Origin of the sequence: Serratia grimesii (assembly GCF_900186025.1) — a bacterium.
Classification (GTDB): domain Bacteria; phylum Pseudomonadota; class Gammaproteobacteria; order Enterobacterales; family Enterobacteriaceae; genus Serratia; species Serratia grimesii.
On record NZ_LT883155.1, the window covers coordinates 4,520,153 to 4,537,254 of the forward strand.

Here is a 17,102-nt window from a genome sequence, read left to right on the forward strand (position 1 = left end):
ACATTCAGCGCAACACAGATTCCCAACGGCAGTGACAACGGCTAGATTTATCTCATCCGACCACTTAGTGTCGCAACATAATAATAACAACTAATCATGCCCAATAATTTTCAAGCGATAGCCCGTTTGAAAGAGGCAGGGGATGAACGATGGAGACTGCAATGAGCAATTACCCACACCTGCTGGCACCGCTGGATCTCGGCTTCACTACCCTGAAAAATCGAGTGCTGATGGGATCAATGCATACCGGCCTGGAAGAACTGCCCAATGGGCCCGAGCGGATGGCGGCCTTCTATGCCGAACGTGCGGCGGCTGGCGTAGCGTTGATCGTTACCGGCGGTATTGCCCCCAATGAAAAAGGTGTGGTGTATCGCGGTGGCTCCACCCTCAGCCACCCGCAGCAGGTCGCTCACCATCGCATTGTCACTGATGCGGTCCATCAGGCTGGCGGCAAAATTGCACTGCAGATCCTGCACGCCGGTCGCTACAGTTACCAACCGCAGCCGGTAGCCCCTTCTGCACTGCAAGCGCCGATCAACCCCTTCGCCCCCACTGCGCTGAGCGAGGATGAGATCTTGCAGACTATCGCCGACTTTGCCCAGTGTGCAGCACTGGCGCAGCAGGCAGGTTACGATGGCGTCGAGGTGATGGGTTCCGAAGGTTATCTGATCAACCAATTTCTGGTGTCGCGCACCAACCAGCGCGACGACCAATGGGGCGGCAGTTTCAGCAACCGCATGCGTTTTGCCGTGGAGATCGTCCGGGCGGTGCGGCAGGCGGTCGGTAGCGATTTCATTCTGATTTATCGCCTTTCGATGCTCGATCTGGTGGAAGACGGTTCCAGCTGGCAGGAAATCGAACAGCTGGCGCTGGCGGTTGAGCAGGCGGGAGCGACCATCATCAACACCGGCATCGGCTGGCATGAGGCACGTATTCCGACCATCGCCACCATGGTGCCACGCGCGGGGTTCAGTTGGGTAACCCGTAAGCTAATGGGGAAAGTGCGCATCCCACTGATCACCACCAACCGCATCAACGATCCGGCGGTAGCAGAACAGGTGTTGGCGGACGGCTGCGCAGACATGGTGTCGATGGCCCGTCCATTCCTGGCTGACGCTGCCTTTGTGCAAAAAGCTGCCGAGGGACGCGCCGACGAAATCAATACCTGTATTGGCTGCAACCAGGCTTGCCTCGACCAAATTTTTGAAGGCAAGCTCACCTCTTGTCTGGTTAATCCGCGTGCCTGCCGCGAAACCGAAATGCCGTTGATCCCGACAGAGAAACCGAAAAAATTGGCGGTCATCGGCGCAGGGCCAGCCGGGCTGGCATTTGCCACCACAGCCGCCAGCCGTGGCCACCGGGTGACGTTATTCGATGCTGCCGATCAGATTGGCGGTCAGTTCAACATCGCCAAGCAGATCCCCGGTAAAGAGGAATTCCACGAGACTCTACGCTACTTCCACCGCCAACTGACGCAGCTCGAGGTGACGCTGAAACTGGGTACCTGGGTGACAGCGGCCGATCTGGCAGAATTTGACGACGTGATCCTCGCTTGCGGTATCGTGCCGCGTACTCCGGAGATCCCCGGTATCGATAACGCCAACGTGCTGACCTATCTGGACGTACTGCGCGACAAGAAACCCGTCGGCCAACGGGTCGCGATTATCGGTGCCGGCGGCATTGGCTTCGACACCGCCGAGTACCTCAGCCAGCACGGCGTGTCGAGCAGCCTGGATCAAACCGAGTTTAACCGTGAATGGGGTATCGACAACCAGCTTAACCATCGCGGCGGTCTGGCAGCCGAAGGACCAGTGGTGACACACGCAGCTCGACAAATTTATCTGCTGCAACGTAAGACCAGTAAAGTGGGCGAAGGCTTGGGGAAGACAACAGGTTGGATTCACCGCACCAGTCTGGCGATGCGCGGTGTAAAGATGCTAAACAGTGTGAATTATCAACGTATTGATGATGAAGGCCTGCATATTGTGCGAGCCGAGCAGGAAAGCTGCTTACCCGTCGATACAGTGATTATCTGTGCCGGGCAAGAGCCGCGTCGCGAGTTGCAGCAACCGCTGTTGGAAATGGGGAAAACAGTACATTTGATTGGCGGTGCGGATGTCGCCGCCGAGCTGGATGCCCGCCGCGCTATCGATCAGGGCACGCGTCTGGCGATGGCACTGTAGTGACAATAATAAGGGGGCGCATTCACTGCGCCCCTTCATTGACTCAGTAACGTGCGCCGGATTTCACCGCTTTCAAGATCACGAACTTCTTGTTAGAGGCTATCAGGGTGCAATTGCCGAACAAACGTTTGAGTTTCTGGTGATAATCCAGATGGCGGTTACCGACAATACGCAGCTCGCCGCCCACCTGCAGGCAACGCTTGGCATCACAGAACATTTGCCAGGCTGTGTGATCGGTGATCGCATGCTGTTGGTGGAACGGCGGATTACACAGCACTGCACGCACGCTTTCACGTTCAATCCCCGCCAGCGAGTTGTTCACTTCAAACTGACAACGATCCAAATCCTGCGGCAGGTTGTGCTCCACGTTTCGCTCACTGGAAGCTACCGCCATATAGGACTCATCAGCAAAGGTCACCTGCGCTTGCGGGTTCTGCATCAAGGCAGCCATGCCGATAATGCCGTTACCACAGCCGAGATCGATGATATGGCCTTCAAGGTCATGCGGCAGGTGATCCAGGAACAGGCGCGCGCCAATATCCAGGTTGCTACGTGAGAACACGTTAGCATGGTTGTGGATAATCCAATCCGTGCCGTCCAGCACCCAGTTGGTGGTTTCCGGAGCGACTGGCGGCACGATGTCTGCAACTTCACAGTAGATCAATCGCGCTTTCTTCCAGGCCAGGCTAGTGCGGGTCGGACCAAGCACCTTTTCAAACAGCTGCATGGTCGAGGTGTGTACATCACGCGCCTTGGCACCAGCGATGATTACCGTGTCCGGTGCCACCACATCGCGCAGCGCACGCAGTTGCTGTTCCAGCAACGCCAGCGCTTTAGGAATACGGATCAATACCACTGCCGGTGACGCCGGCAGTTCTGCCAGACTGTCCAACAGCGTAACCTGCTCTGGATCCAGCTCATTGAGCTTGAGGTTATGGCGCGTGGCCAGCTGGCTCATGTATGAATCGCTGATGCTATATGGCTGATGGCTGTGCAACGCACAGGCCAGCGTGCCAAAGTTGTCGTTGAAAATCAGCACCGGACGACCGTCGATGTTTACATTTTCAAGCTGTTGCAGCAGATATTCGTCCGCCGCTTCCCACGCCTGCAATTGGGTGGATTCTTCCTGTTGGGGATAACGTTCCAGCTCAAGTTGCTGTGTTCCCAGATCGAGTTGGCTCATTGCCCCTCCTGACTGATAAAATTTGGGCTGTTTATCCCCTAAAAACGTCCAGCAGTAAAATGTTTTTTCGGATAAATTGCCCTTTGCGGGTTTTGTGCGAAAAAACATCATACAATGACCCGCTGAATTACGGCCAATACGGGAAGATGATGTCCGAACTGACTTACTTGCAGGGCTACCCTGAACATCTGCAAAGCCAGGTGCAGCAGCTGATCGACCAACAACGGTTAGGGGATGTGCTGTTGCAGCGCTATCCGCAGGTGCATGACTGCACCACCGACAAGTCGCTTTATCAGTTTACCGTCGATTTAAAAAACCAATACCTGCGCAACGCTCAGCCGCTAAGTAAAGTCGCCTATGACGGTAAAATTCAGGTGATGAAACACGCGCTCGGTATGCACACCGCCATTTCCCGAGTGCAGGGCGGTAAGTTGAAAGCCAAAGCGGAAATTCGTGTGGCGACGGTATTCAAATTAGCACCAGAGCCGTTTCTCCGTATGATCGTGGTACATGAGCTGGCACACCTGAAAGAAAAAGACCATAACAAAGCCTTCTACAGCCTGTGCTGCCATATGGAACCCAATTACCATCAACTGGAGTTCGATACCCGACTGTATCTGACCCACCTCTCGGTGTTTGGCAATCTGTATACCTGACGAGCCCCTGTGATACTCTGATTTCTAACATCTGGGAACCGGAGACATCTATGATTCGCTTTGCTGTTGTTGGTACAAACTGGATTACGGAACGCTTTATCGATGCCGCACATGAGAGTGGCAAACTCACGCTGACCGCTGTCTATTCGCGCAAGCTGGAACAGGCGAAGGCGTTTGGTGCCAACTACCACGTCAATGCGTTTTTCGATTCCCTCGAGGCACTGGCCCAGTCAGACGAGATTGATGCGGTTTACATCGCCAGCCCTAATAGTCTGCACTACCAGCAGTCGCTGCTGTTCCTCAGCCATAAGAAACACGTCATTTGCGAAAAGCCGCTGGTATCCAATCTGCGCGAAGCCGAGAAGTTGGTAGCCTGTGCTCGCGAGAATCAGGTAGTGTTGTTCGAAGCCTTTAAAAGCGCTCACCTGCCGAATTTCTTGGCTTTACAGCAAGCGCTGCCGAAAATTGGCCACCTACGCAAAGCCTTTATCAATTACTGCCAATACTCTTCGCGCTATCCACGTTATCTGGCAGGAGAGAACCCGAATACCTTCAATCCGCAGTTCTCCAACGGTTCGATCATGGACATTGGCTATTACTGTCTCGCCAGTGCCGTAGCGTTGTTCGGTGCGCCAACGTCGGTCATGGCCAGCGCGTCTTTGCTCGATACCGGCGTTGATGCTCACGGCACAGCCTGCCTCAACTACGGTGATTTCGACGTAACTATCTCCCACTCCAAAGTCAGCAATTCGGACATTCCCAGCGAGATCCAGGGTGAGGATGGCACGTTGGTGATTGAGAAAATCTCGGAGTGCCAGAGCGTTGCGCTAACGCCGCGCGGTGGGCATCGTCAGGATTTGACCCAGCCGCAGCACATTAACACCATGCTATATGAAGCACAGGTGTTCGCCGAGCTGGTGGAGAAACGGCAGGTGGAGCATCCGGGGTTAGAAAACTCGTTAATTATCGCCCGCCTGTTGACCGACATTCGCCGCCAGACTGGCGTCGTGTTTCCTGCCGATGGAGAATGACATGAAGCCACTATTACTGATGCAAACTGGCGATGCACCAGACGCTATTCGCCGGGAAAAAGCCAATTTTGACGGTATGTTTCTGCAACAGGGAAACATTGACGCCGATCGCGTGCAGATCGTGCATCTCCCCGCAGGCGAACACCCTCTGCCACCGCAAAGCTACTCTGGCGTGGTGATCACGGGTTCACCGGCGATGGTCACCGAGCAACTGCCGTGGAGCGAACAGGCCGCCGAATGGCTGCGCCAGGCGATGCTCATCAAGCTGCCTATTTTTGGCGCGTGTTATGGCCACCAATTGCTGGCCTACGCGCTTGGCGGGGAAGTCGGTTATCACCCGCAGGGCATGGAGGTCGGGACGCTGGATATCGAGCTGTTGCCTGCCGCCGCCAATGACCGGCGGATGGCGATGTTGCCACCGCGCTTCAAGGCAAATCTGATCCACTCGCAGAGCGTATTAACCCCCCCTGCCGGCGCCGTAGTGCTGGCACGTTCGCAACAGGATGCTTTTCAGATCCTCAGCTATGGCGATCACGTGCTGACGACTCAGTTCCACCCAGAGTTTAACGGCGCGGTGATGCATCAGTATCTGAGCTGGCTCGGCGAGCTGTATCCAGAGCAACTAGCGGAGTATCAGCTTAAGCAACAGCAGGTTAGCGATACGCCGTTCAGCCGGCTGCTGTTACAGGGGTTTGTCGTCAGCCTGGGCGCCCAAAAAGCCCTGGCTGGGTAACGCAATAAACGTTGACCGCTGACACATTTTGCATTACTTTCTGCCGTGCAAAGGGGAGTAACTTTTATACCTAATAGATTTCAAGGTGCGGCAAGGCGGCAACCGAAGGCGTCCTCAGGAGCTTACTTAAGTAAGTGACTGGGGTGACAGAGGGAAGACAACGCAGCAGCGGCTTGAAAGATGAAGGGTATCTTGCCGGTTAATCGTCATTACGGTGCGCAAGCACCCGGTTACCGGGCAACCTGATGTCAGGGCGCACTGTCGGTGCACCTTCATCAACGTTGTAAGTGAGACCTTGCCGGAAGGCGAGGTTTGCTTGCAGCGTTCATAAGAGCGGCTAGCGTCTTCCGACGTTGGCCGTTTTTGTTTTTGAAGGATACCTCTGATGATGAATACCGTTGGCACACCTTGGTTATGGGGCAGCTTTGCCGCCATCATAGTTGTGATGCTCGCAATCGACTTACTGCTGCAAGGCCGTAAAGGCGCACATACCATGACGCTAAAGCAGGCTGCCAGTTGGTCGCTGGTGTGGGTCAGCCTTTCCCTGCTGTTCAACCTGGGCTTCTGGTACTACCTGAACCAGACTGCCGGGCGCGCTGTTGCCGATACTCAGGCGTTGGCCTTCCTCACCGGTTACCTGATCGAAAAAGCACTGGCGGTTGATAACGTCTTTGTTTGGCTGATGCTGTTCAGCTATTTTGCCGTGCCGGCCAACCTGCAACGTCGGGTGCTGATTTTCGGCGTACTGGGTGCGATCGTACTGCGTACCATCATGATCTTCGCCGGTAGCTGGCTGGTTACCCAGTTCCAGTGGTTACTGTACTTGTTCGGCGCTTTCCTGCTGTTCACCGGTATCAAGATGGCGCTGGCGAAGGAAGATGATTCGGCGATTGGCGACAAACCATTGGTGAAGTGGCTGCGCAGCCACCTGCGTATGACCGATAACCTGGAAGGTGAGCGTTTCTTCGTGCGCCGCAACGGTTTGTTGTTTGCGACGCCGCTGGTGTTGGTGCTGATCCTGGTGGAACTGAGTGATGTGATCTTTGCGGTAGACAGTATCCCGGCAATCTTTGCCGTCACCACGGATCCGTTTATCGTTCTGACCTCTAACCTGTTCGCCATCATGGGGCTGCGTGCCATGTACTTCTTGCTGGCTAACGTGGCAGAACGTTTCTCGATGCTGAAGTACGGCCTATCGATCATTTTGATGTTTATCGGTGTCAAAATGTTGATTATCGACTTCTTCCATATCCCGATCGGCGTTTCGCTCGGTGTAGTGGCCGGTATCCTGACGTTGACCCTGCTGATCAACGCCTGGGTTAACCGCCGTAACGACCGTCTGGCTAATAATAAAGCACCATAATCTGTTATCCGGGGCGCTAGTCGCCCCGTGATTGTTTGGCAATTCATCCCAAACGCCAAATGTTATTGCGATCACACAAATGTAACCAGTATGTTATCAAGAGTTGATCCGCCCTCAGAATTTCACCGCTGGCTCTTTCCAACCCCATTCGTTTACTGAATACTGATTAAGCAAACACACTTGGTTACAGATTCAAATAAAGTTGTCCGGTGGCGTTCCCGCCGAGATAAAGCTGTAAGCAACATCATCAGGAAGAAGAGCACTATGCAAAAATTACTACAAAAGATCACTCAGGGCAGTCTGGTCAAACAAATCATGGTCGGCTTGGTGGCCGGTATTATTGTGGCGTTGGTCTCACCGGCAACAGCTTCAGCCGTTGGACTGCTGGGCGCACTGTTCGTCGGAGCATTAAAAGCGGTGGCGCCGGTGCTCGTGCTGGTATTGGTTATGGCTTCAATCGCCAACCATAAACACGGCCAGAAGACTAACATCCGTCCGATCCTGTTCCTTTATCTGCTGGGCACCTTCGCTGCCGCGCTGGTGGCGGTTGTGGTCAGTTTTATGTTCCCGTCCAACCTGGTGCTGGTAACCGGCAACGCCGACATCAACCCACCGGGCGGTATTATTGAAGTGCTAAAAGGTCTGTTATTGAGCGTGGTTGCCAACCCGTTCCAGGCACTGATTAGCGCCAACTATATCGGGATCCTGGCTTGGGCTGTGGGTCTGGGCTTGGCACTGCGCCACGCCTCTGAAACCACCAAATCACTGATTAACGATATGTCACACGCGGTAACCATGGTGGTTCGTGCGGTGATCCGTTGTGCACCGCTCGGTATCTTCGGTCTGGTGGCCTCGACGCTGGCGGACACCGGTTTCGGTGCGCTGTGGGGTTATGCCCAACTGCTGGTGGTGTTGATCGGCTGTATGTTGCTGGTAGCGCTGGTGCTGAACCCGCTGATCGTTTACTGGAAAATTCGCCGCAATCCTTATCCGCTGGTCTTCGCTTGCCTGCGTGAGAGCGGTGTGACCGCGTTCTTCACCCGCAGCTCAGCCGCCAATATTCCGGTGAATATGGAGTTGTGCAAAAAGCTGAATCTGAACGAAGACACCTACTCGGTTTCTATCCCGCTGGGCGCCACAATCAATATGGCCGGTGCGGCTATCACCATTACCGTCCTCACGCTGGCTGCGGTCCACACTCTGGGCGTACCGGTTGATATCCCCACTGCGCTGCTGCTGAGTGTTGTCGCCGCTATCTGCGCCTGTGGTGCTTCCGGCGTGGCTGGTGGCTCGCTACTGCTGATTCCATTGGCCTGTAACATGTTTGGTATTCCGAACGATGTGGCCATGCAAGTTGTTGCTGTCGGCTTTATCATCGGTGTGCTGCAAGATTCCGCTGAGACGGCACTGAATTCTTCTACCGACGTGCTGTTCACCGCAGCGGCCTGCCAGGCAGAAGATCAGCGTTTGGCGGATGAAGATCCACTGAGAGTCCGTTAATACCTGAAATAACGCTATAGGCGCCCGTTATCGGGCGCTTTTTTTCGGCGTCAGCAAAGCAGAGACAGTGGCTTTACAATGTCACCCCACTTTTAAAAATCGCTAATTCACGAAAGTCGTTCACTTCGTTACACGTCGCCTGACCATTAGCGATCGCCACGATGAGATCAACAAACTGCTCCAGTAGACGATCCATCGATGTCCCATGGATCAACTTGCCAGCATCAAAGTCGATCCAGTGCGGTTTCTTCGCCGCCAGTTCGCTGTTAGTGGCCAACTTCACCGTAGGAACAAAGCCACCATAGGGCGTACCGCGCCCGGTGCTGAACAACACCATATGACAGCCAGCACCCGCTAACGCACTGGTCGCCACCGCATCATTGCCGGGTGCACTCAGCAAGTTTAAGCCAGGCTGCCGCAATCGCTCGCCATACTTGAGCACATCCACGACCTGACTCTGCCCCGCCTTCTGCGTGCAACCGAGGGATTTCTCCTCCAGCGTAGTGATACCTCCGGCTTTGTTGCCCGGAGAGGGATTTTCATAAATTGGCTGATTGTGAGCGATAAAGTACTGTTTAAAATCGTTAATCATGCTGACGGTCTTTTCGAAGGTCGCCCGATCGCGGCAGCGGCTCATCAAGATCCGCTCGGCACCAAACATCTCTGGTACCTCTGTCAGCACCGTAGTGCCGCCGTTAGCGATCAGGTAATCGGAAAAACGCCCCAGCAACGGGTTGGCAGTGATGCCTGACAAACCGTCCGAGCCGCCGCACTCCAGACCAAACTTCAATTCACTCAATTTGCCTGGCTGCCGGTTGTCTTCGCGCATCACCTGATACAACGCATGTAGCTGCTCGAGCCCAGCCTCCACCTCGTCGTCCTGCTGTTGGCACACCATAAAGCGCACCCGCTGTTCATCGATCACACCCAACGTGCTACGAAAAACATCTACCTGATTGTTTTCACACCCTAGCCCAATCACTAACACCGCCCCCGCATTTGGGTGTCGCACCATATTTTGCAGCATGGTTCGGGTATTGTCGTGATCCTGCCCCAGCTGCGAACAACCAAACGGGTGGCTGAACAGATGCACGCCGTCGATCCCCGCAGCATTCTGCGTTTCCTTTAAAAAACGCTGTTGGATCTGCCGGGCAATACCGTTAACACAACCAACGGTTGGTACGATCCACAACTCGTTGCGGATCCCGACCTCCCCGCTGCTGCGGCGATAAAGGTTTACCTCTCGGTCTGCAGCCTGCGGGGGCAGTGATGGAAAAGCAGGTTGGTACTGATAACTGTCCAGATCGCTCAGGTTGGTTTTGGCATTTTGTGAGTGGATATGCTCACCTGGTGCGATGGCATCCAACGCATGCCCGATCGGCAAACCGTACTTGGTGATCGCCTCACCGGCCGCTATGGGTTGCAGCGCAAACTTATGTCCGCGAACCACCGATTGCGTCAGTACAATGTCTTGCGACTCGATCCGCAGCGTTTCGCCTGCGGCCAGATCGCGCAGTGCTACCGCGACATTGTCCAGCGAATGAATTTTTACCATGCTTTGCATAAACCCACCTTGGGCAACAGCTACGCCAGTTCAATGGCGAAATAGTTTTTGGCATTGTCGAAGCAGATATTTTTCACCATCTGACCCAGCAGCGTGATATCCGCCGGCGCTTCCCCCTCTTCCACCCAGCGACCAATCATCTGGCACAGAATGCGACGGAAATACTCATGACGGGTATAAGACAAGAAACTGCGACTGTCGGTCAGCATGCCGACAAAACGACTCAACAGGCCAAGTTGCGCCAACTGTGTCATCTGGCGCTGCATGCCGTCTTTCTGATCGTTAAACCACCAGCCAGAGCCAAACTGCATCTTGCCCGGCGTACCTTCTTCCTGGAAGTTACCGACCATCGTGCCGATCACTTCGTTATCGCGAGGGTTGAGGCAGTACAGGATCGTTTTCGGTAGTCCACCCTGACGCGCTTGGGCGTCCAGCAGGCGTGAAAGTGGCTCCGCCAACGGTCGGTCGTTAATCGAGTCGAAACCGATGTCCGGCCCCCGACTTGCCAGCATGCGACTGTTATTATTGCGTAGGGCACCGATATGGTATTGCTGCACCCATCCACGACGTTGATATTCGGCAGCCAGGAACAGCAGCACTGCGCTTTTAAACTGGGCGCTCTGCTCCGGTGTCGGTGACTTGCCGCTCAGGCGTGCAGCTAAAATAGTGTCTAATGCCGCTTCGTCCGCTTCGCCATACACCACCACATCCAGTGCATGGTCAGCCACCTTGCAGCCATGAGCAGCAAAGTGATCCATACGCTTTTTCAATGCGTCACACAGGGCACTGAAACGACCAATATTGATGTCTGCTGTCGCTTCCAGTTTTTGCAGGTAATCATTGAAGCCCGGCGCATCAATATTGAACGCCTTATCCGGACGCCAGCTTGGCAATACTTTGATATCAAAACTGCTGTCGGCGGCAATGGCTTTGTGGTGACGCAGATCATCGATGGGATCATCTGTCGTGCCGACCATTTTTACGTTCATTTGCTGCATGATGCCACGCGCCCTGAAATCGTCCTGTGCCAGTAAGGCATTACCGCGCTGCCAGATATCGTCCGCTGTCGTCGGGGAAAGTAACGTCCCTGTGATGCCGAACGGGCGACGTAGCTCCAGGTGAGTCCAGTGGTATAGCGGGTTACCGATGGTGTGCGGCACAGTGGCGGCCCAAGCGTCGAATTTTTCACGGTCGCTGGCATCGCCGGTACACAACCGTTCCGCCACGCCGTTAGTGCGCATCGCCCGCCATTTGTAGTGATCGCCCTTTAGCCAAATCTCATACAAATTATTAAAACGGGTATTTTCGGCAATCTGTTCCGGTGGTAAATGACAGTGATAGTCAAAGATCGGTTGGTCCGCTGCATAGTCATGATACAAACGCCGGGAGAACTCGGTATTTAACAGGAAATCTTCACTTAAAAACATCGCCATATCTGGCTCCTCACCTTGCTTGTCGTTCTGCATTGTGTCCAATGCGACAAAGTTATCACACCAATTTATCTGGGCGTCCAGCAAAATATCACTCTGGATTGCGGCTTAGTTCCCTTTCAAAGGCCATTAACCGGCGGTTTTGCGGTAAAAATCGGCATGAATCGCATAATTATCCAGCAAACAGTATTACGTAATTGAAAAACGGCTTTTGTGATATCACTCAACTTTTAAATCTGTATGACAAGTTATTGTCTCGCCACCCAGTCGTTCATGCGGCGGGAATACGTCGGTGACGGACAGGCCGGCGCAGAACAACGAAAAGGGATCACCCCCTAAAACGCTGCTGCCATCTCGGCACTGCCTATTGAAGACTGGGAGACATTTCGGATGCGTAAAATTAAAGGGTTACGCTGGTACATGATCGGATTGGTGACCATTGGCACCGTGCTGGGTTACCTGACCCGCAACGCCATTGCCGTCGCGGCGCCGACGCTGGAAGGTACCTTACATATCACCACGCAGCAGTACTCATATATCGTCGCGGCCTATTCCGCCTGCTACACCGTGATGCAGCCAGTCGCGGGATACGTACTGGACGTTTTAGGGACCAAAGTGGGATACGCCATGTTCGCTATCCTGTGGGCGCTGTTTTGTATGGGTACCGCGCTCGCCAACAGTTGGGGTGGATTAGCGCTGGCACGCGGTGCCGTTGGCATGGCAGAGGCAGCAATGATCCCCGCCGGGCTGAAAGCCAGTAGCGAATGGTTCCCGGCCAAAGAACGCTCCATTGCCGTGGGTTACTTTAACGTGGGTTCGTCGATCGGCGGTATGCTCGCCCCGCCTTTGGTTGTCTGGGCCATCGTGGCACACAGTTGGGAAATGGCATTTATTATCACCGGTGTGCTAAGCCTGATCTGGGCCATCTGTTGGCTGATTTTCTACAAGCATCCGAAGGATCAGAAGAAACTCAGCAAAGAAGAACGCGATTACATCCTTGAGGGCCAAGAGGCGCAACATCAAACTGACAATGCCAAGAAAATGTCTGCCTGGCAGATTGTACGCAACCGCCAGTTCTGGGGAATAGCACTGCCGCGATTTCTGGCAGAGCCCGCCTGGGGCACGTTCAATGCCTGGATCCCGCTGTTCATGTTCAAAGCCTACGGCTTTAACCTGAAAGAGATTGCCATGTTCGCCTGGATGCCGATGCTGTTCGCCGATCTCGGCTGCATCGTTGGCGGATACCTGCCACCGTTTTTCCAAAAACACTTTAAGGTGAACCTGATCGTTTCCCGCAAACTGGTGGTCACCCTGGGTGCAGTGCTAATGATTGGCCCTGGCATGATCGGTTTGTTCACCAGCCCCTATGCGGCTATCGCGCTGTTGTGCGTCGGTGGTTTTGCTCATCAGGCACTGTCCGGCGCGCTGATTACCTTGTCTTCTGACGTATTTGGTCGCAACGAGGTCGCCACCGCCAATGGCCTGACCGGCATGGCTGCCTGGACCGCCAGTACGCTGTTTGCTCTGGTGGTCGGCGCATTGGCAGATACTCTGGGTTTCAGCCCACTGTTTGCTGCGCTCTCGGTATTCGATATTCTCGGTGCCATTGCTATCTGGACCATCTTGCAAAATCGACCGGCAACCCCGTCGACGGAAGATGCCCTACAGCCGGAACCAGCACGCAGTTAATCCCACAGCCCGGTCATCGCGCCGGGCGTTCCCCAGCCGTCACTGGTAGCTCTACCGGATAAGTGGTATAACAAATCCATGGCTATGCCCCCTCTCTACCCTAAGAGCATTCACTATGGAATTCACTGAAACCAGACGCCTGTACCAACAACTGGCCGCCGAGCTTAAGCAGCGTATTGAAAGTGGTCGATATCCTGTGGGCGATAAACTGCCGGCCGAGCGCTACATTGCTGAAGAGATGAATGTTAGCCGTACCGTAGTGCGGGAGGCCATCATCATGTTGGAAGTAGAAGGCTACGTTGACGTACGCAAAGGCTCCGGGATCCACGTGATGTCCAACCAGCAGAAAAATCTGGTCGTTCCGGGTGACAGCATTGAGTTTGCCACTGCTGGCCCCTTTGAGCTTCTACAGGCGCGCCAACTGATCGAAAGTAATATTGCTGAATTCGCGGCGACCCAGGTCACCAAGCAAGACATCATCCAATTGATGGAGATCCAGGAACAAGCGCGTAAGGAAGATCGCTTTCGTGATTCGCAGTGGGACCTGAAATTTCACGTGCAGGTGGCTCTCGCTACCCAAAACACCGCCATGGCCACTATCGTAGAAAAAATGTGGGTGCAACGCGTCAATAACCCTTATTGGATCAAGTTGCACGAACATATCGACGATCGCTCCATCGCCAGTTGGTGCGACGATCACGATCAGATCCTTAAAGCTCTGATTCGCAAAGATCCCCATGCAGCCAAATTAGCCATGTGGCAACACTTGGAAAACACCAAGCAGATGTTGTTCAATGCCACCAGCGACGATTTTGAATATAACGCTGACCGCTATCTGTTCGCCGATAATCCAGTGGTGCATCTGGACGGCGTGGCCGCAGAAAATAAGTAGCCCAAGCGGTCAAAAATCGTCGGGTTATGTCAGGTATTGTAAAATCCGCTGAATCGATGCCTGAACCGCGGTTTGCCGTGTAGTATTTCACCGATGGCAACGTAGATTTCCCTGTTGCCAATCGTGCTATTTTGTTAGAGTTGAGCCACTTTTTTACCCTCTGCTACGGGGCGGGACGCGAATAAATGCGCTGGTTGTTTGCCATGCTTATTGCTCTTTTCTGCTGGACCGGTTCGGTCTCCGGCCAAAAGCTATGCGCGACAACTCCCACAGCATTGAACAGCCAGCTATTGCTCGTTGATACAACGCTTTCCTCTTCTGACTTGGTTTACCAGTCACCAGCAGAGCTGCGGCGCAAACCGCCCGGCAAGTTTCCGCTTCTGTTGCCGCGGGTACATTCTTACCCCGGTTCATTGACAGCCTCAGCCCAATGGCTGCCGGTCTATACTCAGACCACAGTGTTAGGCTACAGCACTCGGCTCCCGCGCCAGACCTCACCTGCGCTAAACCGGCTTGCCCAGGTCAATTGGGCGCTGCACACCCCGCAGCGGCAAAACAGGCTAGGCGGCTGGAAAGAAAGTAATATGCTTTACCGTGGCACGCTGACTTACCACTCTTGACCGGTGTCGCACCGATTAGAACCCACTAAAAAGCAACGCCGTTTCATCGTTACCAGCAGTCAGGATCGCCCGCGCGCTCTTCGCCCACTTCCGATCCGCCGCTGAGACACAAACAAACAATGACGTTTTAGGAACACCGGATGGACATCATTAAAGAACTGTTACATGCCTTATGGCAGCAGGATTTTGAGACGCTGGCGAACCCTTCGCTCGTGTGGACTCTCTACGTCCTGCTGTTTATGATCCTGTTCCTGGAAAATGGCCTGCTGCCAGCAGCATTTTTGCCGGGCGACAGCTTGCTGATCCTGGTTGGCGTGTTGATCGCCAAAGGCACCATGAATTTTCCGCTCACCATTTTTATCCTGACCGTCGCCGCCAGCCTGGGGTGCTGGGTCAGCTACATACAAGGCAAATGGCTCGGCAATACGCGAACGGTGCAGGGATGGCTATCACATCTGCCGGCTCACTATCACCAGCGTGCGCATCAATTGTTCCACCGTCACGGGCTTTCCGCTCTGCTGGTCGGTCGTTTCCTGGCCTTTGTCCGTACTCTGCTGCCAACCATTGCCGGCCTCTCTGGTTTGAGCAATGCGCGTTTCCAGTTCTTTAACTGGATGAGTGGTCTGTTGTGGGTCGTGATCCTGACCTCTCTGGGCTTTGCGTTGGGCAAGACCCCGGTGTTTCGCAAGTATGAAGACCAGTTAATGTTCTGCCTGATGCTGCTGCCGTTAGTGTTGCTGGTTGTCGGACTGGTCGGTTCGTTGATTGTGCTGTGGCGTAAGAAACGCTCAGACAGCCAGAATCAGGGGAAAGGGGCGTGATGACAAAGCGCCCGCGCTGGCAGTACGTTTTGCTGATTGCGCTCGCTTTGCTGGCGCTCGCCACACTCTTGGTGCCTTGCATGGTGCGCACCGAAAGCGAGCTTCGCATTCGGGCTGGCCAGCAAGGTCTTTCGCTGCCTGACGGTTTTTATGTTTATCAACGTTTGGATCAGCGCGGTATTCGCATCAAAAGTATTACCCCGGAAGGCGACGGTTTGGTGATTCGCCTGGACTCACCTGAACAACAATTGTTGGCACGCGAGGCGCTGCAAACAATTTTGCCACCGGGATATATTATCGCCCTGAGCGAATCCCCTGTTCCTACCCATTGGGTGCGTGAATTTGCACGCGCCCCACTCAATCTGGGATAATACCCCTTCATATGAAGGGTTTTCCTTTCATATTGTCAACCGCTCAATTAATCACCAATCACTACTGAACTGTGGCGGATTCTTTGGGGTCTTCACAATTTATGGCTATGCTAAAGGTTAGCGTCAGTCAGCAGCGTAAGACTCCTGTCGCACTGCCTTTGTGGCAGTCAGGAACAGTGGATGCATGCCAATGCGTCCCATTAACAAGGAACTGATAGCATGAAATTACGCCAATCGATGTTACTGGCTCTCCCGTTATTATTTGCCTGCCCGGCGCTGTCGTTTGCAGCAGATAACGGCTGCACCATCAAGGCACAAAATATTCAGCAACAGATTGATTACGCGACCCAACACGGCAATACCCAGCGTGTTGCCGGTTTGAAAAAAGCGTTGAACGAAGTGCAAACCCATTGCACACCGGCTAGCCTACAGGCCGATCGTCAGAAAAAAATTGATGAAAAACAACGCAAAGTGACTGAGCGTCAGCAAGAGCTGAAAGAAGCTCAGCAGACCGGTAATCTGGAAAAAGTCGCCAAGAAACAGAAAAAGCTGGCTGAAGCTCAAGCAGAGCTTAAGCAAGCCCAAGCGGAATAATTTTTTTACACCAGCGGATTTATCGCTGAGAGCCGCGCCATACGGGATTTTCATTACGTATAAAATGGATGCTTAGTGATATCAGCTACCCATCTACCCTTTGCTCCGGCGAAAAAATCCGCTATGTTGAAAGTCTGTCGAAGTTAACGTTAAGGAATAATCACATGGCACATGATTCAAATGCAGAGAACTTACGCGCTGAACTTAAATCCTTAGCTGATACGTTGGAAGAAGTGCTGAACTCTTCCACCGATAAGCCAAAAGCCGAGCTGGAAAAACTGCGTTCCAAAGCAGAAGGTGCATTGAAAGATACTCGTGCACGTCTGAGCGATGCCGGCGACAAAATTGCTTCCCAGACCAAACAGATCGCAGGCCAGGCGGACGATTACGTTCGTGATAATCCGTGGACCGGCATCGGTATCGGCGCTGCAGTTGGCGTGGTGCTGGGCGTTCTGCTCGCGCGTCGTTAATT

General features: G+C 53.9%; 16 protein-coding genes. 13 read left to right on the top strand and 3 right to left on the bottom strand.

All coding sequences use genetic code 11. The features are described 5' to 3' along the window. Positions 1–161: 161 nt before the first annotated feature. Positions 162–2,183, top strand: coding sequence for an NADPH-dependent 2,4-dienoyl-CoA reductase (locus tag SGBXF1_RS21090; protein WP_186427504.1), 2,022 nt, complete (start codon positions 162–164; stop codon positions 2,181–2,183). Between the two features lie 43 nt (positions 2,184–2,226). Here SGBXF1_RS21090 and rlmG read toward each other — a convergent pair whose 3' ends face one another. Beyond that, positions 2,227–3,366: a 23S rRNA (guanine(1835)-N(2))-methyltransferase RlmG gene (gene rlmG / locus SGBXF1_RS21095; protein ID WP_037416449.1), complete on the bottom strand. Its 1,140-nt coding sequence runs from the start codon at positions 3,364–3,366 to the stop codon at positions 2,227–2,229. A gap of 149 nt (positions 3,367–3,515) precedes the next feature. Between rlmG and SGBXF1_RS21100 the strand changes: the two genes are divergently transcribed. The 5 genes from SGBXF1_RS21100 to sstT all read left to right on the top strand — a co-directional run bounded on the left by SGBXF1_RS21100 (position 3,516) and on the right by sstT (position 8,649). Beyond that, entirely contained in the window at positions 3,516–4,022 is a 507-nt protein-coding gene (locus SGBXF1_RS21100) for a M48 metallopeptidase family protein (RefSeq protein WP_037416447.1), read from the top strand. A 50-nt stretch (positions 4,023–4,072) separates the two neighbouring features. Further along, positions 4,073–5,053, top strand: coding sequence for a Gfo/Idh/MocA family protein (locus SGBXF1_RS21105; RefSeq protein ID WP_186427505.1), 981 nt, complete (start codon positions 4,073–4,075; stop codon positions 5,051–5,053). A 1-nt stretch (position 5,054) separates the two neighbouring features. Next, complete coding sequence (locus SGBXF1_RS21110; protein ID WP_186427506.1) at positions 5,055–5,786, top strand: glutamine amidotransferase; 732 nt, start codon at positions 5,055–5,057, stop codon at positions 5,784–5,786. Positions 5,787–6,171: 385 nt separating this feature from the next. Then, the gene (locus SGBXF1_RS21115) at positions 6,172–7,149 is read left to right on the top strand and encodes a TerC family protein (RefSeq protein ID WP_037416439.1); all 978 of its coding nucleotides are present in this window, start codon (positions 6,172–6,174) and stop codon (positions 7,147–7,149) included. A gap of 264 nt (positions 7,150–7,413) precedes the next feature. After that, the gene (gene sstT, locus SGBXF1_RS21120; RefSeq protein WP_037416435.1) at positions 7,414–8,649 is read left to right on the top strand and encodes a serine/threonine transporter SstT; all 1,236 of its coding nucleotides are present in this window, start codon (positions 7,414–7,416) and stop codon (positions 8,647–8,649) included. Between the two features lie 73 nt (positions 8,650–8,722). On the opposite strand, the gene SGBXF1_RS21125 is transcribed toward sstT, so the two are convergent. Together SGBXF1_RS21125 and uxaC are read right to left on the bottom strand one after the other, a co-directional pair. Further along, positions 8,723–10,213: a UxaA family hydrolase gene (locus SGBXF1_RS21125; RefSeq protein ID WP_186427507.1), complete on the bottom strand. Its 1,491-nt coding sequence runs from the start codon at positions 10,211–10,213 to the stop codon at positions 8,723–8,725. 20 nt (positions 10,214–10,233) lie between these two features. Continuing rightward, a complete protein-coding gene (uxaC, locus tag SGBXF1_RS21130) occupies positions 10,234–11,646 on the bottom strand; it encodes a glucuronate isomerase (RefSeq protein WP_186427508.1) in 1,413 nt (470 codons plus the stop codon). Between the two features lie 387 nt (positions 11,647–12,033). Here uxaC and SGBXF1_RS21135 point away from each other — a divergent pair, with 387 nt between their 5' ends. The 7 genes from SGBXF1_RS21135 to SGBXF1_RS21165 all read left to right on the top strand — a co-directional run bounded on the left by SGBXF1_RS21135 (position 12,034) and on the right by SGBXF1_RS21165 (position 17,100). Continuing rightward, entirely contained in the window at positions 12,034–13,332 is a 1,299-nt protein-coding gene (locus SGBXF1_RS21135) for an MFS transporter (RefSeq protein ID WP_037416425.1), read from the top strand. A 115-nt stretch (positions 13,333–13,447) separates the two neighbouring features. Beyond that, positions 13,448–14,224, top strand: coding sequence for a transcriptional regulator ExuR (gene exuR / locus SGBXF1_RS21140; RefSeq protein ID WP_037416422.1), 777 nt, complete (start codon positions 13,448–13,450; stop codon positions 14,222–14,224). A 185-nt stretch (positions 14,225–14,409) separates the two neighbouring features. Next, complete coding sequence (locus tag SGBXF1_RS21145) at positions 14,410–14,844, top strand: hypothetical protein (protein WP_130382117.1); 435 nt, start codon at positions 14,410–14,412, stop codon at positions 14,842–14,844. A gap of 140 nt (positions 14,845–14,984) precedes the next feature. Next, positions 14,985–15,665 (top strand): DedA family protein, encoded by a 681-nt coding sequence (locus SGBXF1_RS21150; RefSeq protein ID WP_037416416.1) that lies wholly within the window; start codon positions 14,985–14,987, stop codon positions 15,663–15,665. Beyond that, a complete protein-coding gene (gene mzrA / locus SGBXF1_RS21155) occupies positions 15,665–16,036 on the top strand; it encodes an EnvZ/OmpR regulon moderator MzrA (protein ID WP_061807841.1) in 372 nt (123 codons plus the stop codon). The genes SGBXF1_RS21150 and mzrA overlap by 1 nt, the downstream gene beginning before the upstream one ends. Positions 16,037–16,255: 219 nt before the next feature. After that, positions 16,256–16,630, top strand: coding sequence for a DUF1090 domain-containing protein (locus SGBXF1_RS21160; RefSeq protein WP_130382119.1), 375 nt, complete (start codon positions 16,256–16,258; stop codon positions 16,628–16,630). Between the two features lie 164 nt (positions 16,631–16,794). Further along, on the top strand, positions 16,795–17,100 hold the full coding sequence (locus SGBXF1_RS21165; protein WP_037416411.1) for an ElaB/YgaM/YqjD family protein: 306 nt from the start codon (positions 16,795–16,797) through the stop codon (positions 17,098–17,100). Positions 17,101–17,102 lie beyond the last annotated feature (2 nt).

Coding starts and splice junctions, on each gene's coding strand:
- SGBXF1_RS21090 (WP_186427504.1), top strand. CDS start 162: ATGAGCAATTACCCACACCTGCTGGCACCGCTGGATCTCGGCTTCACT.
- rlmG (WP_037416449.1), bottom strand. CDS start 3,366: ATGAGCCAACTCGATCTGGGAACACAGCAACTTGAGCTGGAACGTTAT.
- SGBXF1_RS21100 (WP_037416447.1), top strand. CDS start 3,516: ATGTCCGAACTGACTTACTTGCAGGGCTACCCTGAACATCTGCAAAGC.
- SGBXF1_RS21105 (WP_186427505.1), top strand. CDS start 4,073: ATGATTCGCTTTGCTGTTGTTGGTACAAACTGGATTACGGAACGCTTT.
- SGBXF1_RS21110 (WP_186427506.1), top strand. CDS start 5,055: ATGAAGCCACTATTACTGATGCAAACTGGCGATGCACCAGACGCTATT.
- SGBXF1_RS21115 (WP_037416439.1), top strand. CDS start 6,172: ATGATGAATACCGTTGGCACACCTTGGTTATGGGGCAGCTTTGCCGCC.
- sstT (WP_037416435.1), top strand. CDS start 7,414: ATGCAAAAATTACTACAAAAGATCACTCAGGGCAGTCTGGTCAAACAA.
- SGBXF1_RS21125 (WP_186427507.1), bottom strand. CDS start 10,213: ATGCAAAGCATGGTAAAAATTCATTCGCTGGACAATGTCGCGGTAGCA.
- uxaC (WP_186427508.1), bottom strand. CDS start 11,646: ATGGCGATGTTTTTAAGTGAAGATTTCCTGTTAAATACCGAGTTCTCC.
- SGBXF1_RS21135 (WP_037416425.1), top strand. CDS start 12,034: ATGCGTAAAATTAAAGGGTTACGCTGGTACATGATCGGATTGGTGACC.
- exuR (WP_037416422.1), top strand. CDS start 13,448: ATGGAATTCACTGAAACCAGACGCCTGTACCAACAACTGGCCGCCGAG.
- SGBXF1_RS21145 (WP_130382117.1), top strand. CDS start 14,410: ATGCGCTGGTTGTTTGCCATGCTTATTGCTCTTTTCTGCTGGACCGGT.
- SGBXF1_RS21150 (WP_037416416.1), top strand. CDS start 14,985: ATGGACATCATTAAAGAACTGTTACATGCCTTATGGCAGCAGGATTTT.
- mzrA (WP_061807841.1), top strand. CDS start 15,665: ATGACAAAGCGCCCGCGCTGGCAGTACGTTTTGCTGATTGCGCTCGCT.
- SGBXF1_RS21160 (WP_130382119.1), top strand. CDS start 16,256: ATGAAATTACGCCAATCGATGTTACTGGCTCTCCCGTTATTATTTGCC.
- SGBXF1_RS21165 (WP_037416411.1), top strand. CDS start 16,795: ATGGCACATGATTCAAATGCAGAGAACTTACGCGCTGAACTTAAATCC.